The organism is Flavobacterium sp., from assembly GCF_004295795.1.
In the GTDB taxonomy this organism is placed as follows: Bacteria; Bacteroidota; Bacteroidia; order Flavobacteriales; family Flavobacteriaceae; genus Flavobacterium.
Map to the genome: position 1 here is coordinate 38,911 of NZ_SEBR01000017.1, position 24,416 is coordinate 63,326.

The following is a 24,416-nucleotide window of genomic DNA, read 5'->3' on the forward strand; positions in this document are numbered from 1 at the left end:
TTTGGTTAAATTTGTAACAAGCCGACCGCTTTCCCATCCAAACTCCGACGTTTACCATGAAAAATCCCGAATACGCCATTGTCGACATCGAAACCACGGGCGGAAATGCCGGCGGCAGCCGAATCACCGAAATCGCGATCGTGATCCACGACGGTATCCGTGTGCTCGATCGCTGGGAAACCTTGGTGAATCCGGAACAGGAAATTCCCGTGGCGATTTTTGCGCTTACCGGAATCCACAACGAAATGGTGAAAGACGCTCCCATTTTCGATGACATTTCCTGTAAGGTTTTTGAATTGTTGCAAGACAGGATTTTTGTCGCGCACAACGTCAATTTCGACTATTCATTCGTGCGCCATCAGTTGGAACAATCGGGTTTCAAATGGACGGCACGAAAACTTTGCACGGTGCGCGCCGCCCGAAAAATAAAGCCCGGATTGGCTTCATACAGCCTCGGAAATCTTTGCCGTTCATTGAATATTCCGTTGGAAAACCGCCATCGCGCAGGCGGTGATGTGGACGCGACGGCCGAATTGTTCGCCAATTTGATGCAATGGGATTCCGAAGGGGAAATTTCGAAAATGGTCAGAAAAACTTCTTATGACCAAAGGCTTCCGCCGAATCTCGCTCCGTCCGATTTCGAAAAACTGCCCGAGAAACCGGGCGTTTACTATTTCTACAACCAATCCAGAAAAGTGATTTACGTCGGAAAGGCCGTGAACATCAAAAAGCGCGTCGCCTCTCACTTCAGCGGCCACAAAGTCACGTCGCAACGCCAACATTTCCTGCGCGACATCCATTCGATTTCTTTCGATATCTGTGCCACCGAACTCATGGCGCTTTTGCTTGAAGTGTCCGAAATCAAGAAACTTTGGCCGGTTTACAACAAAGCCCTGAAGCGTTTCGATCCCAAATTCGGACTTTACGAATACGAAGCCAGAAGCGGCTACCGTTATCTTGCCGTGGCGAAACTTTCCAAATTCCAGCATTGCATCCAAGCTTTCAATAGCGAATACGATGGAATTTACGCGTTGCGGACTTTGGCACAGCAATTCGGGATCGACCACAGATTCTGCAAATACAGCAAATCGGTAGAAGCCGAAATGATGCGCCCGAACGATATGTCGAACCTGCCCGAAATCTCGGTTCACAACCGACAAGTCCGGGACGCGATTTTATCTTTATCCGAAAACAAACCGACATTCGCCATTATCGACAAAGGCCGAACACACGAGGAAAACAGTTGTATTTGGGTGGAAAACGGTGATTTCTATGGAATGGGATATGTCGATTCGAGCATCGGCATCAGTCAACCCTCGGAAGTGAGGGAACACGTGACGCCTTATCGAAGCAACCAATATTGTATGCAATTGATTTACGGATACGCCAAAAAATTCCCTCTCAAGGTCGTCTCTGATTTGGCAATCAGCATCTAAAAATCCAAGAATCTGACGACCCAAAATCAAATCCCGATCAAAATCGAAATCTTCGAACTTTAAAAAGAAATCATGTAAATAACAAACGGTCGTTTAAACAGAAATTTGACAATCTATAAACTGTTTAAACAACACCAACATGACAAAAGATCGCACACTACCAAAGGCAATCGCGGCGCTAGGACTCAGTCTTTTACTGGCTGTTTCTTGTAACAAGAACCCGAAAGAGGCCGACGCTCCCGAACAAAAACAAGCGGACAGCATCCAAAAAGAAAACACGGATACTTCAAACGATCTGAAACCGACCGGTCCGGCTCCCGAATGGGGCAAAAGCATCAAGGATGAAATGGCTGTCGTAATCGAAAAACTCGGAACGCTTGGCGGCAAACCGATCGAGACGCTGACAGCTCAGGAAGCGCGCCAACAACCAACACCGACCGACGCCGTAAAAGCCGTAATGGCCGACCACAATATGCAAATGCCCACGCCAACCTGCGACACGATCGGAAAAGATATTCCTGTGACTGGCGGCAAAACGCACATCAGGATCTACACGCCAAAAGGCGGACAAGCGCCTTATCCGGTGACGGTTTACTACCACGGCGGCGGATTCGTGATCGCGAACATAGAAGTTTACAACGGCGGCGCCCAAGGTTTGTGCGAGCAAACGAAGGGAATCGTGGTTTCTGTGGAATATCCGAAAGGTCCCGAAAAGAAATTTCCGGCGGCTCACCAGACGGCTTTCGACGCTTACAAATGGGTTTTGGCAAACGCCGCTTCGTTTAAAGGCGATCCGAAAAAAGTGGCCGTGGCCGGAGAAAGTGCAGGCGGAAACCTGGCTTGCAACGTGAGCATCATGGCGCGCGACAAGAAAATCCAGTTGCCGTTGTATCAGGTTTTGGTGTATCCGGTTGCGAACAACGACATGAATTCGGAGAGCTACAAGAAATATGCGAACGCGAAACCGTTGAACAAGGCCATGATGGGCTGGTTCGTGAAAAACGCTTTGCCGTCAGAGGCAATGGCCGCTGATCCAAGAGTCAGTCTTGTAAAAGCGAATTTGGCAGGATTGCCGCCAACATTGATCATCGGGGCCGAAATCGATCCGCTTGCATCTGAGGGAAAATTGTTGTCCGACAAGTTGAAAGACGCGAAAGTGGACACAAAGTACCAAATGTATGACGGCGTTACCCACGAATTCTTTGGAATGGCAGTCGTCGTTCCACAAGCTGCCGAAGCCCAGAAATTGGCTGCGGACGAATTGAAATCGGCTTTCGGAATGTAAGTTGATACCGCTAAAAATGTAAATAAGGCTCGGATTTTTTCCGGGCTTTTTTTTTGACCGATGATGAAACCGAGACTTCCGAATAGCTTTTGCTGATCCGGGAGATAAATTCGCGAATTCGCGGCTGTTTATTCTCGGCGAAATTGAGTTAAGCAGAAAAGTTTTTGAATCCGATAAGAATCCGAAGCACACCTCAAGTATGCGAGACTGAAAAAATAAATAGTAAGAGCCACGAATGCACAACTCATTTCCGACATAATAGATTCGTGCATTCGTGGCTAAAAAAATAGCCAATTCGCGGCAGTTCATATAGTCGGAAAGTATTTGAATTTGTCGGAAATCCGGAGGAAAAGATAAGTATGCGAGGCTGAAGAAAATAAAATAAGCCACGAATGCACGAATAATTTCCGACATAATGGATTCGTGCATTTGTGGCAAAAAAATCAAATTCACAGCTTTTCCCTAATAAGCACGATGCAAGTTTTAATTCGGCAAATTCCAAAATTCGAAAGTCAAAAGTCAAAAAACCGAATGTCACCCAAATGTCGTCCAAAAGACAATCCGTATTTTTGGTAAGTCATTGTGTGCAAACCAACTTTGTCGAACCTTATGAAACAGCCGGAATTAGGAAAAAAAGTGTCTGCCCTGAGAATCGAGAATGGTCTGACGCAAGCCGAACTCGCCCAAATGTGCCAGGTTACGGTGCGCACGATCCAACGCATAGAATCGGGTGAGACAGAGCCGAGGAGTTTTACGGTGAAAACCATCTTCAACGCACTGGGAGAACAAGCTTACGCCAAACCATCGCCAAAGACGGACGCGGAAATTTCCCGAAAACTGGCTGGATTGTTCAACTTAAAAACGAATACAATGACAAAGATTGCCATCCTTTCGACGCCATTTGTAGTGGCATTCGGTGTTTTCCTGATCACATCATCAGGATTCGCCCAGGACAAAAAAGTGGTCAAAGCACTTGAGACCAACAACGACCAATTCGTGAAATCCTTCAATTCCGGAAATCTCGACGGCGTAAAATCGATCTATCTCGAATCGGCCTGTTCGGTTCCGGCCGCGAACCGTGAAATCTGCGGAAGCGACAACATCAGGAACTACTTCCAGACGGTTTACGCAAGCGGTTTCCGATTCAGCGACTTCAAGTCGACCTCGATTTCGGTGACCGATACCGTCGCGATCGACAAAGGAATGTGGAGCGGACAAGCCAACGGACAGAAAGTTTCGGGCACGTATCTCACGCAATGGCGACTAAAAAACGGCAGCTGGAAAATCGAAAACGAAAGTTCCAATGTCGAGTTGTCGCTGGATTCGGCCAAAACCGAGTGATTTCCGCAAATTCTGTAATCTTTGCTCAATTCGGCATAAGATAATGCAGGAATCGCGGTTTACTTTTACGGATGTTGATCTGAACCTCAATATCCGTAAATTACTTGACTATGACGAACGTTTTCCGCAAACCCAATTTCGCGACCTTCGCCCTCTTTATTTTTTCACTTCTCGCCTCGCCTATTTTTGCTCAAAAGGTGGAACCGGCCAAAAAAGATTCGCTGAACGAGCGCTATCCGCGTTATCCTTTGCTCAAAATCGCGTCCATCAGCTACGATTATGCCGGACAAAGCGACTACAAGATCAAATACAAGGACGCGCCGGACGAAAGCGGTGAATTTTCCAGAGGACGTATGCAAGCCTATTTGTGGTTACCGTTTTACCGCGGAACCTACTTCACCTGGAGCGTAACGGAAATCTACACAAGAGAAGATTACGACCTCAAGAATGTGGTGAATCCTTCGGGAACTTACGTCAGCGGACGCGAGACGCTCGAAGATTTCAACACGATGGTGAATATGAACTGGAGAACCAAGATCGGGACAAAACAATTCGTGGTCAACGCTAGCGCGATGGTTGGCAGTTCGCCGGCTTTCCGCTACCAAAAAGTGAGTGGACAAGTCTACGGACTCGTGATCCTCAAAGACGTTCCGAACACGATTTACTCGGTTGGAGCCGCTGTTTTGATCGATCCATCTTCGCCGCTTCCGGTCGTTCCGGTGGCGCAATATTGGCACCGTTTCGAAAACAAGAAATGGGAAGTCGACATCGTCGTTCCGCAATGGGCCAAGATCAGACGTTCTGAAACCCTTGGCGGATGGCTTTCTGCCGGAGCCGAATTCGCATCCCAAAGTTTCTTTATCCGAAACCTTCCGGGCCAACAATCGACCACTTATGAAAACGCTTTCAGTGAAATTACGCCCAATATCGGTTATGACAATCTACTTTTCGGAAACCTGATGTTGACCGTTCAAGGCGGATACAGAATCAACATGGGCGGACGACTCGGAGAAGTCAACGATCCTGCTCGCGACAAAATCGCGAACATCGACTTCGGATCAGGTTGGTACGGAAAAGCCATGCTGACTTACGTGATCCCGAACAAGGCGATCCGTCAGACGTTGGATAAAGCGATGAATTGAAAGGATTTCGGTCAAGACAAACGCTCCAATTCAAGATAATTTTTGGGATCGACCAAAATGTAGAAAATCGTCAGGAAAGGATTTTGTCCTTTTACGAAAAATGTTGCAGAACTTTCTTTGAGCCAAAATTATCGTGTTCAAAGATCGTGTCCGAACCTGTTTTCTACAATTTTCTGATCTCGTGAAATACTTTTTGTCATTCGCCGATGATTGTCAGATGAAGTAAAAACCGCATTCCGACTATTTCGTCCGCTGCCGCATCGCCTCATACAAAACGATTCCGGTGCTTGTTCCGAGATTGAAACTTTCGACGTTTCCGCGCATTTCGATCGTCACGCTAAAATCGCAGTTTTCCAACGCGAAATCGCTTAATCCGTTGCCTTCGTCTCCGAACCAGATCGCGAGATTCTGTTGCGTCAGATCGCTTTCGTGCAACAAACAATGCTGTTTTCCAATCGTCGCCGGACTCGTCGCTACACAAGTGAATCCGCCGTTTTTCAATTTCTCCAGACATTCTTCGGACGAATCGAATCTTTCCAAATCCATGAACTGCACCGCGCCCGAGGAATGTTTCATCAATGACTTCCGCTTGCGCAACATTTCCAGATTGTCTTCAAGCCTTTTCATACCGTCGACAACGTAAATTTTGGCAATGCCCAAACCGTTCGCGTTCCGTATCGCGTTGGCGATGTTGATGATATAGGTCGGATTTTCCAAAACGGCGATCAACGGCATTTTTTCTGTCGGATGGATTTTTCGTAAAAATACAGGATTTGATCGTTTGCTGAAATACGTATAAACCGATAAATCGCAAAAGCGACCAATGTTGCCACGCCGACACGTGAAGCTGTAACGAAAACAGCGCCAAACGAACGATCTTTACATATAACAAAAAGATTTTCAACAACTTAAAACATACACTATGAAAAATTTGCTATTCACGGCCGCGGCCTTGCTTACCTTCGGATTGATGTCGGCACAGACCGATACGACGACCACGGGAAAAACGAAAACGACGACGACCAAAACGAAATCGGACAAAACGAAATCGGACAAAACGATGAAAAAATCGACCGACAAGAAAATGACGAAATCATCGCCCCAAAACGACGACCGAAAAGCCGAACCGAACACGCAACCGGCCACGGCTCCAAATTCGACCGAGCCGAACAGCGCGACTCCTGCAACCGGCACTCCGACACCAACCGGAAAACCCTGAAAAACAAAAGCCCACAACGGGCTTTTTTTTATGTCCGAAATTTTAATGCCGCACGGGTTGCAGCTTTGAACGCAAGTCGGTTTTCGCTAAATTAGTGCAATGAAGAAAAAAGTAGTCGTATTGACCGGAGCCGGGATTTCGGCCGAATCAGGAATAAAAACGTTCCGCGACGCCGATGGATTATGGGAAGGACATGACGTCATGGAAGTCGCCACACCCGAAGGCTGGAACAAAAATCCGGAATTGGTTCGCGATTTCTACAACCAAAGACGGCGCCAACTCAAGGAAGTCCAACCCAATTCGGCACACGTCGAACTCGCCGAACTCGAGAAAGACTTCGACGTCACGATCATTACCCAAAACGTCGACAACCTGCACGAAAAAGGCGGAAGCACGAACGTCTTGCATTTGCACGGCGAACTGCTCAAGGTGCGAAGCCTGAACGATCCGACGCATATTGTCGATTGGGAAGAAGACTTGCTCGACTCGCACAAAGACCCGAACGGATTCGGCATGCGGCCGCACATTGTGTGGTTTGGCGAAGACGTTCCGGCGCTCGAGCAAGCCGTTTACCTAACCGATCAAGCCGATATCTTTGCCGTGATAGGAACATCATTGCAAGTTTATCCCGCGGCCGGACTCGTTTCTTACACAAGACCGAACGTTCCCGTTTTTTACATCGACCCAAAACCTATCGGAATCTCCGGAATGGGGAAACGCCTCGAAGTGATTCCGATGAGCGCGACCCAAGGCGTGAAAGTGCTTAAGGAAAGACTCAGAAAATTGCCGTAACCAAATCCGAAACAAATGGAAATAGAAAATCCCGCTTTCGACTACGACAATTTGGGCGAAACCTATTCGAAAATCCGCCAAACCGATCCAAGAATTGCCAATTATGTTCTCGATGCGCTGGCCGATGCGAAAACCATAATCAACATTGGCGCAGGTTCAGGATCGTATGAACCTGAGAACAAATATGTCGTCGCAGTCGAACCGTCAGTCACGATGCGCAAACAGCGATTGGCTAACCAAAAAGTTCCGGCGATCGACGCCAAAGCGGACAGTTTGCCGTTTGACGATAATTCGTTCGATGCGGCGATGGCGATGGTCACGATCCATCATTGGCCTGACATCGACAAAGGTCTGAGGGAAATTCGGCGCGTCACCAAAAACCAGATTCTGGTAATGACATTCGATCCCGATGCGCTCGACAAGTTTTGGAACGCCGATTATTTTCCGGAATTGATCGAGGTCGAAAAAGCGAGATATCCGAAAATACAAGATATCTTGGACGCTTTGGGCGGAAAGAGTGAGGTGATCGAAATCCCGATTCCGCTCGATTGCCGCGACGGATTCCAGGAAGCGTTTTACGGAAGACCCGAAGCTTTCCTGAACCCGGAAGTGCGGTTGAACCAATCGGCTTGGGGATTTTTGCGCGATGGACTGGAGGAAGAATCGGTGAATCGGCTAAAAGCAGATCTGGATTCGGGAAAATGGGACGAAAAATTCGGGAAGTATCGCAGCGAACCCTTTGCGACTTTCGCGCTACGACTGATCGTGTCGCATCCGCAAAGTTGATAGAATCGATAATTATCGGGAGAGATTCCCGTAAATCCGGACCAATACCGCTATTTTTGCGACCGATAACAAATCGGCATGAAACCAATAAAACTCCAACTTTTCGTTTTCATTTTACTATTTCTCGTTTTCTCGAAAGCTTTCGGCCAACCCAAAAAAGGCGAATCGCTGAATGTCTCGGTCGGACTTGGAGTGACGACCTGCTATTACGACGTCGACACTTCGGGTTCGGGATTCAGTGCCGAAGTCGAATACTTTTGGGCGCCTTTGAGTTGGTTTGGAGTAAAGCCATATGCAGGTGTCATTTTCGCGCATTCGGAATCGGAAAAAAACGAGATGTTCGAAGCCAAAGTCAGGACAAAGGCATTTCTCGTCGGAACGAAGATCAGGATTGCCGCGCCAATTCCTTATGTCGCACCTTATATCGAATCGGGTTTCGGACTTTCGTGCGGCTCGTTCGAGACTTTCGTCGCCGGACATTACGACATCGACAAAAGCGGAATCTATCCACATATCCCGCTGACGTTAGGACTTGCGGTGGGACGCAAACACAATTTCGACATCAAGTTGAGTTATTATTTCCAGGATTCGGCCAAGCAAATTTACGGATCGGCGGCTGTCGGGTTTTCGTTTCCGCTTGACTGACAGAAAGCGATCAGGAAAAATCCTCACTCCAATCGCCTTGCATGGCATCGAGTAATTTGGGCGTCGGCTTTAAGCTGTCGATGTGGCAATTTTCGAGATCGGACAAAGATTCGACATTGAGATAATCGTCCTTTTCGTGCTCGGAAGTGTTTTGATCGGAAGTATTCATGGTTGTTTCTTCCAAAAATACGCCGCGACCGCAAACCTGGCATTGTAGGAAAACTGCGATTGTGTTGTAAGATTCGCTGCACGCATCCAAAAAAACCAGATTCTGCCTGAAGCGATTCCTCGAAATCGAATCACGGGCAGAATTTCCATCCGATTCAGACTTCGGAAAACTCCAACCGAATTTCAGTCGAAGCGCCAGAAGTCACCGAAATTTTCGCGCCCAGACGATCGGCTAATTCGCGAATCAAAGTCAAGCCCAAACCAGAACGTCGGCTGTCGACCGAAGCATTTCCAAGCAATGCCGCTTTCGCCGTTTCGGGCATCGGTTTTCCTGTGTTTCGAACCCAGACTGAAATTTGTTTTCCGGATTTGCTTCCGCCCAAAATCACCTCGGAATCTTCATTGGAAACCTTTATCGCGTTCTGAACCAAGTTCCTGAGAATGATCTCGAGCATGTTTCGATCGGTTTCCAGGCAAAGCGACTCGTCGAATTCGCGTTTTAGCGACACGTTCTTTTTCTCGCGTTCGTTCGTCGAAAGATCTGAAATCACCTCGAAACATTCTTCCAACGCAAAAAAATCGTTCTGAACCGAAAATTGCTGCATCTGCGACTTGGACCAAATCAACAAATCTTCCATCGTATCGAGCAAAATGCGCGCCGACGAAGTGATTTTGTCGTTGTGACGGATTTTGTCGGCTTCTGACAAAGCCTCGGGATGCGACTTCTGGATTTCCAGAAACTGATAGATATGGCTCACGGAACTTCTCAAATCGTGCCCGATGATCGAAAACAGTTTCGCTTTCGTCTGATTGGCTTCGTCGAGCTTCGAATTCAGCTGCAAAAGTGCGAGATTGTTGCGTCGCTGGTTTCGGATTTGCATAAAAAGCAAAAATCCTATCGCGATCACCATGACGAGTCCGCCAATGTAAAGCCAGCGCTCGCGTTCGGCCGATTCGAGTTTGACGCGATTGAGCTCGATCTGTTTGTCGCGCAGTTCGATCGCACGCCTGTCCTCGAGGTTCTTGATGGTTTCCTTGTTGTCGGAATTGAAGATCGAATCCTTGAAAACCGCGGCTTGGTTCTGCATTTCGAATGCGCTCTCGAATTGCCTCAATTGTCCGTGAAGCGCTGCCAGCGTCACATAAGCCAAACCTTGTCCGTTTCGGTCGCCTCTTTCCTGATTGAGTTTAAGCGCGCGGTTGCCTTCGAACACGCCTTTGTTTGCGAGTTCCACTGCTTTTGCTCCGGATTCGGCTTTCGATTGTCTCAGGAAAATATCGGCACGCAACTGGTAATTCGCGGGCGTAACCCTGTCGTTTCCGGTCGTGAGATTGATTTCCAACGAGGCGTCATTATACTCGTTCGCCTTCTTGTAATCCTTGTTTTCGTAATACAGATGCGCCAGGGACGAAAGGTTGATCGACTTGTTGTAAAGATCGCCGAGCTTGTCGTTGATCACGATTGCGTCGTTGAAGAACTTGATCGCCTTGTCGTATTGCCTGAGTTCGGAATAACAATTTCCGAGATTTCCCAAATTGTTGGACAGATACGTCAAATTGCCCATCTGTTCATTGATCACGCGCGCCCGATCGTAATATTGAACGGCTTTTTTGATGTCGCCCAAGTCATAATACACGATTCCCATGTTCGACAAAACCGCCGCCTGCCCTTTCCTGTCGCCGGCTTCCTCGCTCGATTTGAGCGCGAGCATGTCGTTTTCGAGCGCTTCGGTGTAATTGCCCATGTAGGTTTGCACGAGTCCGAGACTTCGCAGACATTCGCCTTTTACTTTTTTGCTCTTTACGATTTTGAGGCCCTTTTTGTATTCCTCGACGCCTCCCGGATAATCGCCGTTATTGGTCAGGTTCATGCCTATGCTGCGATGTGCCGCTGCGATCCCGTCGTTGAATTTGAGCTTTTTGGCGAGTTGCAACGCGCGTCTTCCCCACAAAAGTCCAAGTTTCACATCTACATCTTGGTGACAATAGGAAAGTTTGTTCAAAACCGACACTTTGGCCGTGTCGTCCGGTTTGGTCGCGACGAGATTTTTGAGCGAATCGATAGCCGACTTTCCTTCGGTTTGGGAAAATCCGACGATCGGAAAAAGCAAAAACAAAAGCAGCCAGCGCATCTAAAGCAGTTGTTTGAGGTTGTCTTTATAACTCCTTCCGATGGGAATTTCGGTTCCGTCGTGAAGCGTGACAACGCCCGAAACCACTTTTCTCACGAAAGTCTTGTGCACGGCGAAACTGCGGTGCACGCGCACGAATCCCACCATGTTCTCTTCTTTTATCAGATTCCCGATATTGGACAAAACGAAATATTTGCGAGTGCCGGTCACGACCCTTGTGTAATCTTTCAACGCTTCGAGATACAAGATGTCGCGCAGGGCAACCTTGTGCTGCTCTGTGCCGTCCTTGATGAAAATCGACTCGCCACCGAATCCGGCTTCGAACAGATTCGCCTTTTCGCGAACCGACATATAGTCCTCGATGCGAACGATTGTCTGGGAAAGTCTGTTCGCGGTGAGCGGTTTCAGGATGAAGTCCAACGTATCGAGTCCGAAGGCGTCCAGAGCGTGTTCCGGATGAGCCGAAATAAACACGCAAACGGGAACATCGGAAACCGATTTGCGCAATTCAAGACCGGAAAGCTCCGGCATGTCGATGTCGAGAAACAGCACGTCAGGTTTGTGTTTTTGGATAAAAGGCAGCGCTTCTACCGCCGACTCGAAAATACCGAGCACGTCAAATTGCGGATACCGCTTCAGGTTCAGGGAAACATTGAGCCTATCCAGCTCGTTGTCGTCGATTATAAGACTGGTATACCGTTTCATAGCTTCGAAGGTCAGTCAAATGTACTACAATATCGGATTTTCTGTCGCTAGTAGAGAAAAAATGTCGCTGGTATATTTTAACACGAGATAAATTGCGCAACTCGCAACTTTGCAATCAAGACAACAGCGTACAATTGTGTTAGTTTTTTTCAGAAAGAGTCGGTAGGAGTTGCCGGCTCTTTTTATTTTGTTGGATTTCCCTTACATTCAAATTGTACACAACTTTACTGTTTTAAAAAAAGTTACGGTTACTAACTTTAGGAGATGGAAAAGTTTTTACGCGAACAAAAGGAAATGCGAAAATGTATGGAGAAAAAGTTGTCCGAAATCACTTTGGAATACGAACCTGACATGGACGCATCCGAAAGAAAGCACTTCGAATTGGCCAAACATTACACGTATTCGCTCGTAGTGGGAGAAAGTCTGATGTGCGAATGGCATTTTACCGAAATGGCAAAACACTACCAAACGATGTTGCCGCAAAAAGTCGAGCGCGAATTGCGAACGGGTTTGAACGAGTGCGTAAATTCGGTGCGGAATTCAGACAATCGTTCAGTTTAGATCTCTTGTGCGTCTCAACCCGATTATGTCGCGCAAATCTTTTTCCAGCAGAAAATAGTCGGTCGATTTCACAATGTGTCTGTCGGCTCCAAACTCGTAGCTTTTCTGGGCCAATTCCTGATCGATGGACGAAGTGAAAATCACCACAGGAACATCGTCAAAACGCTTGTCGCCTCTAATTGTCTTCAGAACGTCATGTCCGGTCGTGCCGTTCAGGCTGAAATCGAGAAACAGGATTTCGGGCACTTCCGATTCTCCGAACAATTGGTCGCGAAACGCATCCAAAGTCTCGAAAACCATCACTTGCTTGTTGAATCCGACCATGATGTCCACGAAAATCATCAAATCGTCCTTGTCGTCGTCCAGGTAATAAATCATCGGAAATTAATTTTACACCAATTTAGGAAATCGAAGTGAAACCAGATTTGCATAATTTCCATTCCGCCGATTTTTTTTCCAGATTTCAAAATGTCGCCCTCACTTGACCTTCATTGCCTTGAGCAAAGCGGCAGTTACCAAAGCGCCAAATAAGTAATAGCCGACTGTCATCGCTTTTTTTTGCGTCGTTCCCGCAACCGGTTCTTCGTCCAATCCCATTGGTTCGGGCAATGTCACGGCTCCGACTCCGGCGGTCAGGCCGATCGTGATGGCGCGCGTCCAAAGATTTTTGCTTCCGCCAATCCCGATACTCGAATAATACATGGCGTTGCTGACCAGATCTGCGCCCAAAGTTGCCGCATACAGATTGTCTTCGTTTTCGATTTCGGCGTCGATCGGCTTTAGCGTTTTCTGGATCGCCTCCTCGCCTACCAAATCGATTCTTGGCGTGCCTTTCTTGTGTTTCAGCGCTTCGTGCAGTAAATTCAGGGCGATCGCGCCGCCCAATCCGGCGGCCATATTTTTTATCGTGCTCATTTTGTCGGTTTTTGGGATTATTTATTCGTGTCGGTGGAATCTGTGGCGCTCGAATCTGTGGCTGATGCCGATCCTGATTCCGATGTTGGAGAAGTTGCTCCGGCCGCAGCGGCTCCGGTTTCGGTATCTTCCGGATTGTTCGCTTCGCCGTGCGTATATCGGCACGAGGAAAGCATCAGTACTGCGGTAAAAAAAAGGATTTTGGAAAGTGTCGTTTTCATGATTTTGGCTTTTAGGATGAGTTCCAAATTTACGTCCGCGACGGTACTTTTGTCTTACACGAGTTTTATCGATTGTGACATGACTTGAATGTGGGAGTTTGTTTCTTAGCCCGTTGCGAATCCGCGGAAGCGAAAAACAAAAAGTCAAAAAAAACTTCGGAGACCAAAAAAGTGCCCGAAGTATTTGTGTCCGATGCCGATAAAAAATTTTCTTTTGACCGACTATCGTTTCAACGCAAAATGCGCCCTGAATTCTTTGAGTTTGAGATTTCTGTCGACGTATTCCAGCACGAACCAATAATCGGTCGACGGCAATGGATGTCCGTTGTAAGTGCCGTCCCAGCCCGATGTGTCCGAAGGTTTGATCTGCTTGATGAGTTTGCCGTAACGGTCAAAAATCGAGATCTTGGATTCGGCTTGACCGGACAAACCGTTGATGTTCCAATAATCGTGGAAACCATCTCCGTTCGGAGTAAAATAATGCGGATAATCGAGGAAGAAAAACGTGATCGTCTCGACGCCGCAACCATTTTCGTCTCTCACTTCAATCGTGTGATCGCCTGCCGAAACGTTGTAGAAAACGTTCGTGGTCTGCAATTGTTCGCCATCCAACAAATACGAGTAATTGCCCGATCCGCCGGAAACGTTTACAACGACATTTGTAACATCGGCAAAATCACGAGGCGTATCGGCCGTGACGGTAATTGCTCCAACAGCCGTGACGGTCGCGCTCGCAGAATTCACGCAACCTGTCGCCAGATTCGTTGCCACGACAAGGTAATTTCCGGCTTCGGTCGCCAGGTGCGAGTTCGAAATCGTCGCCAAAGGTTGGCCGTTGTTCGTCCACACAAAACTGTAACCGGAATTCGACAAACCTGTGTTCAACAGATACGAAGTCGATGGCACGCCGTTTTGCACGCAGATGAATCCATCGGTCAAAACCGGATTCGGCAAAGGATTCACCGTCACGTTCAACGTCACGACAGTTGCGCATTGGCCCGCATTCGGAGTAAACACATAACTTCCGCTTGTCGTATTGTTTATAATCGATGGATTCCACGTTCCCGAAATTCCATTCGGAGAAGTCGTAGCCAAAATTGGCGCGACATCGCCTTGGCAAAGCGCCAAAATCGTAGCAAAATCGGGTGCGACCGAAGGCGTAATGGTCACGGACAAAGTCGCAGCAACCGCGCATTGATTGGCGTTTGGCGTAAACACGTAAGTTCCGCTTGTCGTGTTGTTGATCGTCGATGGACTCCAAGTTCCCGAAATTCCATTGGGAGAAGTCGTGGCCAAAACCGGCGCAACCGAACCTTGGCACAAAACTAAAGTCGTAGCGAAATTTGGAGTGATCGAATTCGTCACCGAAACGTTCAAAGTCACCGGAACGGCGCATTGTCCGGGATTTGGCGTAAAAATATAACTTCCGCTTGTCGTACTGTTTATGATTGAAGGATTCCACGTTCCCGAAATTCCATTGGGAGATGTCGCGGCCAAAACTGGTGCTACCGAACCTTGACAAAGCGCTAAAGTCGTAGCGAAATTCGGAGTGATCGAATTTGTGACCGAAACGTTCAAAGTCACCGGAACGGCACATTGTCCGGGATTTGGCGTGAACACATAACTTCCGCTCGTCGTATTATTTATGGTCGATGGATTCCAAGTTCCCGAAATTCCATTCGGAGAAGTCGCGGCCAAAATTGGAGCTACCGAACCTTGGCACAAAACCAAAGTCGTAGCGAAATTTGGCGTGATAGAATTCGTGACCGAAACGTTCAAAGTCATCGGAACAGCGCATTGTCCAACATTCGGTGTGAACACATAATTTCCGCTTGTCGTGTTGTTTATCGTCGACGGATTCCAAGTTCCGACAATTCCATTAGGAGAAGTCGTGGCTAAAATCGGCGCAACCGAACCTTGACAAAGTGCCAAAGTCGTAGCGAAATTTGGAGTAACAGAATTCGTGATCGTAACGGCCATCGTAACGGGAACGGCGCATTGACCCGCATCGGGAGTAAATACATAACTCCCACTTAACGTGTTACTTACGACCGACGGATTCCAGGTTCCGGTAATTCCATTCGGAGAAGTCGTAGCCAGAGTCGGCGCAGCCAAACCTTGACAAATTATAGCCGAATTAGCGAAATTAGGTGTGATCGAGTTCGTAACCGAAACGTTCAAAGTCACCGGAACGGCGCATTGTCCGGGATTTGGCGTAAAAACATAACTTCCGCTCGTCGTATTATTTATGGTCGATGGATTCCAAGTTCCAACAATTCCATTCGGAGAAGTCGTAGCCAAAATCGGAGCAACCGAACCTTGGCACAAAACCAAAGTCGTTGCGAAATTTGGCGTGATCGAATTTGTGACCGAAACGTTCAAAGTCACCGGAACGGCGCATTGTCCGGCATTTGGCGTGAAAACATAACTTCCGCTTGCCGTGTTGTTGATTGTCGATGGATTCCATGTTCCGGAAATTCCATTGGGAGAAGTCGTAGCCAAAATCGGAGCAACCGAACCTTGACACAAAACCAAAGTCGTTGCGAAATTCGGAGTGATAGAATTCGTCACCGAAACGTTCAAAGTCACCGGAACGGCACATTGTCCGGGATTTGGCGTAAAAACATAACTTCCGCTCGTCGTATTATTTATGGTCGATGGATTCCACGTTCCGGAAATTCCATTGGGAGAAGTCGTAGCCAAAATCGGCGCAACCGAACCTTGACACAAAACCAAAGTCGTAGCGAAATTTGGAGTGATTGAATTCGTGACCGAAACGTTCAACGTCATCGGAACAGCGCATTGTCCGGCATTCGGCGTGAACACATAATTTCCGCTTGTCGTATTGTTGATCGTCGACGGATTCCAAGTTCCGGAAATTCCATTGGGAGAAGTCGTAGCCAAAATCGGTGCTACCGAACCTTGACAAAGTACCAAAGTCGTAGCGAAATTTGGAGTAACAGAATTCGTGATCGTAACGGTCATCGTAACGGGAACGGCGCATTGACCCGCATCGGGAGTAAATACATAACTCCCACTTACCGTGTTGCTTGCGACCGACGGATTCCAGGTTCCGGTAATTCCATTCGGAGAAGTCGTAGCCAAAGTAGGCGCAGCCAAACCTTGACAAATTATAGCCGAATTAGCGAAATTAGGCGTGATCGAGTTCGTAACCGTGACGGACAAAGTCCTCGGAACGGCGCACTGACCGGCGTTTGGCGTAAAAATATGGTTTTGAGTACCAACGGTGGACGTATTTATGACCGACGGATTCCAGGTTCCGACAACTCCATTAGGTGAAGTCGTGGCCAAAACCGCAGGCGTAGCGCCTTGGCAATATGTCAAAGGCGTCATATCGAAGTCTGGAATAGTCGAAGTATTTACCGTCATTTGCGCGGCGTTGCTCACGATATTCGTTCCCATCGTCATCTGACAATAGAATTGATTGGTCGGAAATCCTGCCGGAACCGGATTGATGGTAAGTGTTCCGGAATTCGCTCCTGAATAAGGTGCGGCATTCGGAACATTGACCCAAACGCCGGCCGTGTTGAGCATTTTCCATTGAAAAGTGTAGCTGGCAGGATTTGGTACCGATGCAGAAAAAGTAGCCGATCCGTTTTCGCAAGTCACGATCGAAACCGGACTCGTAATTGGAGGAATGACGCCCGTCGGAGCGTTGAATTGTCCGATGTCTGCACAGGTTTCCGTGCTCGAAGTTACCCAATCGTTCGCATCGAAAACCGCTTTCGGAGCGATGGCGTTGGGCTTTCTGACAATCGAGTATCCAACTTCATTCGGTGCCCAGACATTGTCGATCAACGTCGTTCCGTTGTACAGCTCGAATTCGTCGTTCGCGTTGTATCCGACGGTGTAATCCATGTTTCCCGTTACGCTGCACGGCGTTGTTCCTGTCCCGATTCCTATCATATAGATTTGACCCGAAGCTACAGATCCGGTAAGGAAAATCTCGCCGTAAGCCGTATCGCCAATGTCGCCATATCGACGTATCGTATAGCCGTTGAGATTGATCGTATTGGCCGTTCCGTTGTAAAGCTCTATCACGCCTGTGTCTCCGGCCTGCGCATCGTAAATTTCGGATATGAAAAGGTCGGAACTGAAAATTGGAGGCGCTACCGAAACGATCTGCGAAAAGTTCACGGCAGAAATCGACGGACAAGCATTTGTGGTAACGGCAACGATTCCGGTACCGGAATTCGCCGGAACATAAGCCTGAACCAACGTACTCGAAATAACCGTAAAAGTTGCCGGAACGCCGTTGAAAGTCACCGCCGAAGTGCCCGAACCCGTTTGGAATCCGGTGCCGGAAATGTTCACCAAAGTATTCGCCGGACCGTTTATCGGCAAAACGCCCGTCACTGTGCTGCCCGAACAATTGGGCACGACGCTTCCGTTGAGCGTAAAATCGTCCAGTCGCAAAGTGCCGTTTCCGGTTCCCGGCGTAAGCTGCATTTGTATCGTAACCGTTCCCGTCAATCCCGAAACCGCATTCGCTACATTCGTGTTTCCGATTGCCGCTCCGCCAGCGCTCGTAGCTCCGGAACCCATATTGATTCCGTTGGCCGAAAGCGTCCAGGCCGTCGGGCCGGTGTTGCTGCGCTGCGTCCAGAAGTTGAACGAGGTGATGTTCAGCAGATAATTCGGGGCGACTTGGATCGTGAGCGTAATTGTTGCTGCCGTCGCGGTCTGGATTCGGATCGCTTGTCCGGTACTTCCGGCGCCGCTTGTCCAAACGCCTGCGGAATTCGTCCACGAAGAACCTGAAAGGTTGGCGTTCAAGGTTTGGGGCGCGACGTTGTAAGGATGCGCCGTAATGGCCGTCGTTCCGAAATTATGGGAATAGACCTGGCTTTTTGCCTGAAGTCCGAAAAGTAAAAAAAGGGCTGCCAAAGCGACAAGAATCCGACTACCCAAAAAACGACAACTCGTTGACTCAACTATCATTTACGTCCTATTAGCGTGCAAAAATATGGCGTGGCGACCAAAAAATCGGCGGTCGCACTTTATCAATTTCTTATCAAACGGTAATCCCGATTGGGCAATTACGATTTCCGGATGAGATAAACCCAACCTGTTTTGACCGTTCCATCTGACGTGGTCAAAGCGTAATAATAAGTCGCCGACGGCAATTCATCCCCATTGTCAGACTGGCCTTTCCACTCGTTCACGTAATCGCGTTTCGAGTAGACTTCGCTTCCGTATCTATTGAAGATCTTGAGCTCGCGCACGTTCAATCCGCTAAGGTTAAAAGCGTCGTTCATGCCGTCGCCGTTGGCCGAAACGCCTTTCGGGATCGTACAGAAAATCGTATTTACCGAATAATTGTCGGATGCCGTACAACCCGAATCGAAAGTCACCGTCAAAGTGAAAACGACCGGAAAAGTAACGTTCGATCCCGACAAAATATCGGATGCGTTCAAATCTTCCGAACTTCCCACGACCGCGCCCGAAGCGTCCGTCCATTCATAAGACGAAATATCGGCTGCATTTTGTGAATTCGCCTCGAGCACGAAACTTCCGCCTCGACAAGCGCCCGAGATCGAAACATCGGGATTTACGATCGTTACAGTCAAAGTCGTCGGGTGCGCGCATTGGCCCGCATCTGGCGTAAATACGTAATTGCCCGCGTTTTGGTTGTCGATTGCGGCTGGATTCCAGGTTCCGGAAATTCCGTTCGGCGAAATCGCATCCAAAGTCGGAACGCTTGCGCCCGTGCAAATACTGAGTTGTGTAGCGAAATCAGGCACGATCGCATTGGTGACCGAAACGGCCAAAGTCACGGTAACTGCGCATTGTCCGGCATTCGGCGTAAAGGTATAAGTCCCGCTCGTTTGATTGTTTACGGTCGACGGATTCCACGTTCCGACGATTCCGTTCGGAGAAGTCGTGGCCAAAATTGGCGCAACCGAACCTTGACAAAGTGTCAAAGTCGTAGCGAAATTCGGAACAACGTTTCCAGCGTTAACGGTCACTGCCAAAGTCACCGAAGTCGCGCATTGTCCCGCATTCGGAGTAAAAACGTAAGTCCCGCTCGTTTGATTGTTTATGATCGATGGATTCCAGGTTCCGACAATTCCATTCGGAGAAGTCGTGGCCAAAACCGGAGCAACCGAACCTTGGCACAAAGCCAAAGTCGTAGCGAAATTGGGAACAACGTTTCCAGCGTTAACGGTCACTGCCAAAGTCACCGAAGTCGCGCATTGTCCCGCATTCGGAGTAAAAACGTAAGTCCCGCTCGTTTGATTGTTTACGGTCGACGGATTCCACGTTCCGACGATTCCGTTCGGAGAAGTCGTGGCCAAAATTGGCGCAACCGAACCTTGGCACAAAGCCAAAGTTGTAGCGAAATTCGGAGTGACGCTATTGTTTATTGTAACCGACAAAGTCGTTGCGACCGCGCATTGTCCGGCGTTCGGCGTAAAAGTATAAGTAGCGCTCGTTTGATTGTTTATGATGGATGGATTCCAGGTTCCGACAATTCCATTTGGCGAAGTCGTGGCCAGAACCGGAGCAACCGAACCTTGGCAAAGCGTCAAGGTCGCCGGAAAATTTGGCGTAGCCGATGCGCTTATCGCAATTGTGACTGTATCGGAAATCGTCGCTCCACATATATTGGTGGCAGTCAAGGTCAAAGTCACCGTTCCGGTCGCCGTCGGACTTATCGTGTATGTCGTATTCAAGGCCGATGCGTTCGAGAATGTTCCCGAAGACGCCGTCCATTGCACCGATGTTTGGTTTTGTGCCGATCCGACCAAGGAAACGGAAGTTCCGGCGCAAGCGGAAAGCGCATTTCCGGCCTCGACCGTAAAAGGCGGGACCGGAGCCGAACAACCGTTGTTGACATAAGTCGCAACGCCCGCTGGTGTAAACAAAACCGTCGCTCCATCGCCCGCAGTTTGCACTCCGGCTTCGTTGATAAGCAACGCCCTATCGTAAGTCACGGAATCCGAACAAGATCCGAAAGACATCAAAAGTGTTCTCAAACCACTTCCGAAGTTGGCGAAATGTCCTGTCGCGACGGCAGGATTATTCTGGAAAAGAATATAGATATTTTCAGTGATCGGCCCGAATTCATTCAAGGCAGTGTCGATGTTGAAACTCGTCACGAGAATTACCGACGCATTTGCCGGAAGCACGCCTGCCGTCGGTTGGATCAATTGTCCGCATCCGCCCGCGTCAAGAATGTCGGCGTTCAAAGCGGCAACTTTCTGTACCGTCGTGGCGTTCTGCGTCAAGCCTTGCCAGCTATTGTTGGGCCAGTCGACAGACAGGTTCGAAGTGTTCAAGGGCGCATTCCCTACCCGGAATCTCACCATTTCGTTAAGTCCTTCCTGCGGTCCGCAAGCGTCGACAAGAATACTTTCAATTTGGAAACATTGGGCTTGAGATGCCGACGTTATCAGGCAAAACAGCAGTAATCGTAAAAAATTCCTCATTTGTTTGGTGCTTTTTCATATTCGGATAGAAAAGCCGCGCAAATTACTGTATTTTCCGCAATGGTTTGTTACCAAATCATTAGGAATCAGGGAAATTTATCCACAATGTTTTTTGATAAACTCAGCACCTCGATAGCCTCTATCTTTCGAAGATTTCCGCGTTGAACACCACACCGATATTGGGATGAAACCCTCTGAATCCGTCGACTGGCAATTCTGCCTGATTGCCGTTTACAGTTCGCAAATCAGCGAATATTTGAAAGTTGTTGTATTGGAAAGCAGCTTTCACGCCCCACGATCTGATTTTTGTTACCAACGGCGAGGTTTCGTCGGCAGTAAGCAAAAACCGGTAATCGCTTCTGCCCGGCTCTGGAATTTCCACCCAAGAGAGATAGGGCGAAAGTGAAAAACTTACCTTTTCGGAATTCTGTACGAGGAGATATTGAAAATTAACACCCAAAGAACTATTTATCGAGTAAAAAGATCGCTCGGAATCCTCATTCCTGCCATTTATCGTCTTTGTCGCAAATTCAAAAAACGGCGAAATCAGATAGTAATTCGAGGAACGCCCGAGCGCCAAATTGTAAACAACGGAGGCTGAAAATGAGTTCTTTCCGACATCGGGAAACAAAACCGTACTTATAGCAAGGCTATCGGTATTCGAAGCGTTGACGTTGAAGCCGAAATTTACGTCGACGAACATCGGAATTCCACTAACTGTCCGTTTGAAAGGCCTTATATAGCCCGACAATTTTCCCGATGCATTAATTTCGGTAAACGTCTCAGTGTTTGTATTTCCGACTCCGTACAATCCAAATGTAGCCAAACCGGCAGCATCGAAATCATTTCCCGCAGCCAAACCAGCTACAGCGCCTGACCTAAACGGCACAAGCGTCCTCGCGCCCATTTGCCCAAATGCGAACGAACTCGCCAATAATCCAAAAAAAAGTAAATGTTTGTTCATGTTGACCTGTTTTATATTTCCTTCAAAAGTCAAGGAACCAGATCACAGAGGAATAGTTGAAACACTAGCCGGCATTCAGGAAAACCTATATCGCATTTCATAAACGCTAAACTTTTGTTTTTTTCATGCAAACAGTGTTCGAATACCAATTGAAACGTCATAAATTTGAGTACTTAAAAAACAACTTATGAAGACTATCAAGACCGCCATCGCACTATTCGTGACGCTTTTGGCAACCACAATGAACGCTCAGGACAAACCGAAAAGTCCGGCAGAAACCGCTTCGGGGAAAATCGGGAAAGCGACTGTTACGATCAACTACGGCGCTCCTTCGGTGAGAGATCGCGAAATTTGGGGCAAATTGGTTCCGTTTGGGGAAGTTTGGAGAGCGGGCGCAAACGACGCCACGACTTTCGAAACCGACAATGCGCTGACAATCGACGGGAAAGAACTTCCGGCTGGCAAATATTCGTTGTTCGTGATCCCGGAAAAAGACCAGACCGCGACCGTAATTTTCAACAAGGAATCCAAACAATGGGGCGCATACAAATACGACGCTTCGAAAGACGCGCTTCGAGTGAAGGTCAAAGCCGCAGAATCGGCAAAAACCGAACAACTCACCTATAAAGTAAACGCCAAAGGTTTTGCGCTTTCTTGGGACAAATGGACGATTCCGGTCACTGCTAAATAATTTTTCTATGGCAGATTTAGCCACGAATTGAATTTGGACATGAGCAGACAAACAGTCTTTGGTTGCCAAAGACAAAAAATTCTTGCGTAACGAAAATTTTTAACCGCGAATTCGCGAATTTGCGGTTGAATTTTTTACAACGAAATCTTAGCCACGAATGCACGAATATCTGCATTCGTGGCTTTCTTTTATTCAATTAGAAGATAAGTTGCTTAAGTTCGTCTGACACAAATCAAAGGAAAACCAAAAGCGAAGCGGGCAATCCGCGTGAATCCGTGCATCTGTTCCATCTGTGCATCCGTGGCAAAAATATAGCTGAGCGTCTTTGACAAAAGAATTCTTTGACCGTGTTATTTTTTAACCGCGAATTTGCGAATTTATGCAGCCATCCGAGCGTAAATTCGCGAATTCGCGGTTGAATTTTTTACAATGAAAATTTTAGCCACGAATGCACGAATATCTGCATTCGTGGCTTTATTTTTAATCAGTTAGAAGATAGGTCACAAGTTCGTCCGACGCAAAGCTGTGGAAATCCATAAGCGAAACGGAAAATTCGTGCCAAGAGCGAATATCCGTGGCAAAAAAATCGGTGTAAAAAGCATTCAAAAACAAAGCTAAATTTACCTTTGCGATTGCGACCAATTCCAGAAACTCCGAAAATCCAATTAAAATGTCCAAATTCCTATTCGCCGCCCTACTCCTGCTAACTTTCGGATGCGCCAAACCCAAATTCGAGAAAGACTGGACAACCGAAAAAGCACCCGAAAAATTCACGGCAAAATTCGAGACTACAAAAGGCGCTTTCGAGGTAGAGATCGAACGCAAAAATTCTCCGAAAGCCGTCGACCGATTTTACCAACTGCTGAATCACAACTATTTCGACAATTCGATTTTCTACAGGGTTCTTCCGCAGTATATCGCACAATTCGGTAACTCCGACCAAGCGATCTCCGACCAATGGCGATTGGTGAAAATTCCAGATGAACCCGTGATTCTGCCCAACAAAAAAGGCACGATTACGTTCGCGAGATTCGGCAAGGAAACGCGCGATCTGGAGCTTTTCATCAACATAAACGACAATCCGGAATTGGACACTGTCGTCGTCGAAGGCGTCAAAGGCTATCCGGCGCTAGGCCGCGTCATCAAAGGAATGGAAGTCGTTCAAAAACTCTATTCGGGTTATAACGAACGCACGATGCAAGATTCCGAAAGAATGTATGCAAACCGACAGGATTTTCTCGCCACTTACCCAAATCTCGACCAGATAAAAACCGCGAAAATCATCCCATAAAAAAAGGCCGCGATCGCGACCCTGATTTTACAATGCTTTTGCTCCGGCTTTGGCCACTTCGTAGTCATCTTCGACCGTGCTTCCGGAGACGCCTATAGCGCCGACGAATTCGCCCGAAGCGTTCTTCAGCACGACACCACCGGGAAACGTAATGAGTCCGTTATTGGAATGCTCGATGTTGAAAAGCGGCTTTCCGGGTTGCACCAACGGGCTCAGATCGGCTGTGTCCATCTGGAAAAAAATCGCCGTTTTCGCCTTTTTGATCGCGATGTCTGTCGATCCCAACCAAGCGCCGTCGTTGCGTACGAAAGCCACGAGATTCGCGCCTGAATCGACTACTGCGATATTCATTTTGGTATTGATGTCGGCTGCTTTTTGCTTTGCCGCGGCGATGATCGCTTCGGCTTGTTGTAAGGTAATGTTCATATGTAAGTTGTTGTTTTGTATCTATCTAAGGTAATCAGACCGGGTTACAACAAGTCTTAACGAAAGGCCAATTTAAACGACGGATCGTATTTTGTTTGTGTTTTGGAATTTGTCCTATATCGGAAATGCGAAAAATCGGAACGCGAAAAATTTGTCCAAACTCTCGACGCGAAGCCATTTACCGCGATTTTTTGTTCCGGAAAACACACACAAACGTTATATTTGCGCCTTTAACAACACAC

General features: G+C 47.8%; 22 protein-coding genes. 11 read left to right on the plus strand and 11 right to left on the minus strand.

The window, feature by feature from the left end; translation table 11 throughout:
* Nucleotides 1-56: 56 nt before the first annotated feature.
* From EOO49_RS14010 to EOO49_RS14025, 4 genes are all read left to right on the plus strand, one after another.
* Nucleotides 57-1,436, plus strand: a complete 1,380-nt coding sequence (locus tag EOO49_RS14010) for an exonuclease domain-containing protein (RefSeq protein ID WP_290846743.1) — start codon at nucleotides 57-59, stop codon at nucleotides 1,434-1,436.
* 139 nt (nucleotides 1,437-1,575) lie between these two features.
* Nucleotides 1,576-2,721, plus strand: a complete 1,146-nt coding sequence (locus EOO49_RS14015; protein WP_290846745.1) for an alpha/beta hydrolase — start codon at nucleotides 1,576-1,578, stop codon at nucleotides 2,719-2,721.
* Nucleotides 2,722-3,330: 609 nt separating this feature from the next.
* Nucleotides 3,331-4,062, plus strand: a complete 732-nt coding sequence (locus EOO49_RS14020) for a helix-turn-helix domain-containing protein (RefSeq protein ID WP_290846746.1) — start codon at nucleotides 3,331-3,333, stop codon at nucleotides 4,060-4,062.
* 110 nt (nucleotides 4,063-4,172) lie between these two features.
* On the plus strand, nucleotides 4,173-5,204 hold the full coding sequence (locus EOO49_RS14025; protein ID WP_290846748.1) for a hypothetical protein: 1,032 nt from the start codon (nucleotides 4,173-4,175) through the stop codon (nucleotides 5,202-5,204).
* A gap of 240 nt (nucleotides 5,205-5,444) precedes the next feature.
* On the opposite strand, the gene EOO49_RS14030 is transcribed toward EOO49_RS14025, so the two are convergent.
* On the minus strand, nucleotides 5,445-5,939 hold the full coding sequence (locus EOO49_RS14030) for a TrmH family RNA methyltransferase (protein WP_290846750.1): 495 nt from the start codon (nucleotides 5,937-5,939) through the stop codon (nucleotides 5,445-5,447).
* Nucleotides 5,940-6,126: 187 nt separating this feature from the next.
* On the opposite strand from EOO49_RS14030, the gene EOO49_RS14035 reads away from it, so the two are divergent.
* The 4 genes from EOO49_RS14035 (at nucleotide 6,127) to EOO49_RS14050 (ending at nucleotide 8,646) form a co-directional block, all read left to right on the plus strand.
* Nucleotides 6,127-6,423, plus strand: a complete 297-nt coding sequence (locus tag EOO49_RS14035) for a hypothetical protein (protein ID WP_290846752.1) — start codon at nucleotides 6,127-6,129, stop codon at nucleotides 6,421-6,423.
* A 99-nt stretch (nucleotides 6,424-6,522) separates the two neighbouring features.
* On the plus strand, nucleotides 6,523-7,215 hold the full coding sequence (locus tag EOO49_RS14040; RefSeq protein WP_290846754.1) for an NAD-dependent deacylase: 693 nt from the start codon (nucleotides 6,523-6,525) through the stop codon (nucleotides 7,213-7,215).
* A gap of 15 nt (nucleotides 7,216-7,230) precedes the next feature.
* Nucleotides 7,231-8,001: a class I SAM-dependent methyltransferase gene (locus EOO49_RS14045; RefSeq protein WP_290846756.1), complete on the plus strand. Its 771-nt coding sequence runs from the start codon at nucleotides 7,231-7,233 to the stop codon at nucleotides 7,999-8,001.
* A gap of 78 nt (nucleotides 8,002-8,079) precedes the next feature.
* The gene (locus tag EOO49_RS14050) at nucleotides 8,080-8,646 is read left to right on the plus strand and encodes a hypothetical protein (protein WP_290846758.1); all 567 of its coding nucleotides are present in this window, start codon (nucleotides 8,080-8,082) and stop codon (nucleotides 8,644-8,646) included.
* 10 nt (nucleotides 8,647-8,656) lie between these two features.
* On the opposite strand, the gene EOO49_RS14055 is transcribed toward EOO49_RS14050, so the two are convergent.
* The 3 genes from EOO49_RS14055 to EOO49_RS14065 form a co-directional block, all read right to left on the minus strand.
* A complete protein-coding gene (locus EOO49_RS14055; RefSeq protein WP_290846760.1) occupies nucleotides 8,657-8,815 on the minus strand; it encodes a hypothetical protein in 159 nt (52 codons plus the stop codon).
* Between the two features lie 154 nt (nucleotides 8,816-8,969).
* On the minus strand, nucleotides 8,970-10,946 hold the full coding sequence (locus tag EOO49_RS14060; RefSeq protein ID WP_290846762.1) for a tetratricopeptide repeat-containing sensor histidine kinase: 1,977 nt from the start codon (nucleotides 10,944-10,946) through the stop codon (nucleotides 8,970-8,972).
* A complete protein-coding gene (locus EOO49_RS14065) occupies nucleotides 10,947-11,651 on the minus strand; it encodes a LytTR family DNA-binding domain-containing protein (protein ID WP_290846764.1) in 705 nt (234 codons plus the stop codon).
* 264 nt (nucleotides 11,652-11,915) lie between these two features.
* On the opposite strand from EOO49_RS14065, the gene EOO49_RS14070 reads away from it, so the two are divergent.
* Complete coding sequence (locus EOO49_RS14070) at nucleotides 11,916-12,212, plus strand: hypothetical protein (RefSeq protein ID WP_290846766.1); 297 nt, start codon at nucleotides 11,916-11,918, stop codon at nucleotides 12,210-12,212.
* Here EOO49_RS14070 and EOO49_RS14075 read toward each other — a convergent pair.
* From EOO49_RS14075 to EOO49_RS14100, 6 genes are all read right to left on the minus strand, one after another.
* Nucleotides 12,204-12,590 carry a response regulator gene (locus tag EOO49_RS14075; RefSeq protein ID WP_290846767.1) on the minus strand — a complete coding sequence of 129 codons (387 nt, stop codon included), beginning with the start codon at nucleotides 12,588-12,590 and terminating at the stop codon, nucleotides 12,204-12,206. The two genes, EOO49_RS14070 and EOO49_RS14075, sit on opposite strands and share 9 nt — an antisense overlap.
* 99 nt (nucleotides 12,591-12,689) lie before the next feature.
* Nucleotides 12,690-13,127 carry a hypothetical protein gene (locus EOO49_RS14080; RefSeq protein WP_290846769.1) on the minus strand — a complete coding sequence of 146 codons (438 nt, stop codon included), beginning with the start codon at nucleotides 13,125-13,127 and terminating at the stop codon, nucleotides 12,690-12,692.
* 17 nt (nucleotides 13,128-13,144) lie between these two features.
* Complete coding sequence (locus EOO49_RS14085; RefSeq protein ID WP_290846771.1) at nucleotides 13,145-13,348, minus strand: hypothetical protein; 204 nt, start codon at nucleotides 13,346-13,348, stop codon at nucleotides 13,145-13,147.
* Between the two features lie 222 nt (nucleotides 13,349-13,570).
* Entirely contained in the window at nucleotides 13,571-18,310 is a 4,740-nt protein-coding gene (locus tag EOO49_RS14090; protein WP_290846774.1) for a T9SS type B sorting domain-containing protein, read from the minus strand.
* A gap of 98 nt (nucleotides 18,311-18,408) precedes the next feature.
* Entirely contained in the window at nucleotides 18,409-20,802 is a 2,394-nt protein-coding gene (locus EOO49_RS14095) for a gliding motility-associated C-terminal domain-containing protein (protein ID WP_290846776.1), read from the minus strand.
* Between the two features lie 139 nt (nucleotides 20,803-20,941).
* The gene (locus EOO49_RS14100; protein WP_290846779.1) at nucleotides 20,942-21,766 is read right to left on the minus strand and encodes a hypothetical protein; all 825 of its coding nucleotides are present in this window, start codon (nucleotides 21,764-21,766) and stop codon (nucleotides 20,942-20,944) included.
* Between the two features lie 187 nt (nucleotides 21,767-21,953).
* On the opposite strand from EOO49_RS14100, the gene EOO49_RS14105 reads away from it, so the two are divergent.
* Both EOO49_RS14105 and EOO49_RS14110 read left to right on the plus strand, forming a co-directional pair.
* The gene (locus tag EOO49_RS14105; RefSeq protein ID WP_290846781.1) at nucleotides 21,954-22,457 is read left to right on the plus strand and encodes a DUF2911 domain-containing protein; all 504 of its coding nucleotides are present in this window, start codon (nucleotides 21,954-21,956) and stop codon (nucleotides 22,455-22,457) included.
* A 670-nt stretch (nucleotides 22,458-23,127) separates the two neighbouring features.
* Nucleotides 23,128-23,748: a peptidylprolyl isomerase gene (locus EOO49_RS14110; protein WP_290846783.1), complete on the plus strand. Its 621-nt coding sequence runs from the start codon at nucleotides 23,128-23,130 to the stop codon at nucleotides 23,746-23,748.
* 27 nt (nucleotides 23,749-23,775) lie between these two features.
* On the opposite strand, the gene EOO49_RS14115 is transcribed toward EOO49_RS14110, so the two are convergent.
* Nucleotides 23,776-24,174 (minus strand): heme-binding protein, encoded by a 399-nt coding sequence (locus EOO49_RS14115; protein WP_290846784.1) that lies wholly within the window; start codon nucleotides 24,172-24,174, stop codon nucleotides 23,776-23,778.
* Between the last annotated feature and the right edge of the window lie 242 nt (nucleotides 24,175-24,416).

Coding starts and splice junctions, on each gene's coding strand:
- EOO49_RS14020 (WP_290846746.1), top strand. CDS start 3,331: ATGAAACAGCCGGAATTAGGAAAAAAAGTGTCTGCCCTGAGAATCGAG.
- EOO49_RS14045 (WP_290846756.1), top strand. CDS start 7,231: ATGGAAATAGAAAATCCCGCTTTCGACTACGACAATTTGGGCGAAACC.
- EOO49_RS14075 (WP_290846767.1), bottom strand. CDS start 12,590: ATGATTTATTACCTGGACGACGACAAGGACGATTTGATGATTTTCGTG.
- EOO49_RS14100 (WP_290846779.1), bottom strand. CDS start 21,766: ATGAACAAACATTTACTTTTTTTTGGATTATTGGCGAGTTCGTTCGCA.
- EOO49_RS14105 (WP_290846781.1), top strand. CDS start 21,954: ATGAAGACTATCAAGACCGCCATCGCACTATTCGTGACGCTTTTGGCA.
- EOO49_RS14080 (WP_290846769.1), bottom strand. CDS start 13,127: ATGAGCACGATAAAAAATATGGCCGCCGGATTGGGCGGCGCGATCGCC.
- EOO49_RS14030 (WP_290846750.1), bottom strand. CDS start 5,939: ATGCCGTTGATCGCCGTTTTGGAAAATCCGACCTATATCATCAACATC.
- EOO49_RS14040 (WP_290846754.1), top strand. CDS start 6,523: ATGAAGAAAAAAGTAGTCGTATTGACCGGAGCCGGGATTTCGGCCGAA.
- EOO49_RS14035 (WP_290846752.1), top strand. CDS start 6,127: ATGAAAAATTTGCTATTCACGGCCGCGGCCTTGCTTACCTTCGGATTG.
- EOO49_RS14015 (WP_290846745.1), top strand. CDS start 1,576: ATGACAAAAGATCGCACACTACCAAAGGCAATCGCGGCGCTAGGACTC.
- EOO49_RS14095 (WP_290846776.1), bottom strand. CDS start 20,802: ATGAGGAATTTTTTACGATTACTGCTGTTTTGCCTGATAACGTCGGCA.
- EOO49_RS14055 (WP_290846760.1), bottom strand. CDS start 8,815: ATGAATACTTCCGATCAAAACACTTCCGAGCACGAAAAGGACGATTAT.
- EOO49_RS14090 (WP_290846774.1), bottom strand. CDS start 18,310: ATGATAGTTGAGTCAACGAGTTGTCGTTTTTTGGGTAGTCGGATTCTT.
- EOO49_RS14070 (WP_290846766.1), top strand. CDS start 11,916: ATGGAAAAGTTTTTACGCGAACAAAAGGAAATGCGAAAATGTATGGAG.
- EOO49_RS14010 (WP_290846743.1), top strand. CDS start 57: ATGAAAAATCCCGAATACGCCATTGTCGACATCGAAACCACGGGCGGA.
- EOO49_RS14085 (WP_290846771.1), bottom strand. CDS start 13,348: ATGAAAACGACACTTTCCAAAATCCTTTTTTTTACCGCAGTACTGATG.
- EOO49_RS14025 (WP_290846748.1), top strand. CDS start 4,173: ATGACGAACGTTTTCCGCAAACCCAATTTCGCGACCTTCGCCCTCTTT.
- EOO49_RS14065 (WP_290846764.1), bottom strand. CDS start 11,651: ATGAAACGGTATACCAGTCTTATAATCGACGACAACGAGCTGGATAGG.
- EOO49_RS14060 (WP_290846762.1), bottom strand. CDS start 10,946: ATGCGCTGGCTGCTTTTGTTTTTGCTTTTTCCGATCGTCGGATTTTCC.
- EOO49_RS14050 (WP_290846758.1), top strand. CDS start 8,080: ATGAAACCAATAAAACTCCAACTTTTCGTTTTCATTTTACTATTTCTC.
- EOO49_RS14110 (WP_290846783.1), top strand. CDS start 23,128: ATGTCCAAATTCCTATTCGCCGCCCTACTCCTGCTAACTTTCGGATGC.
- EOO49_RS14115 (WP_290846784.1), bottom strand. CDS start 24,174: ATGAACATTACCTTACAACAAGCCGAAGCGATCATCGCCGCGGCAAAG.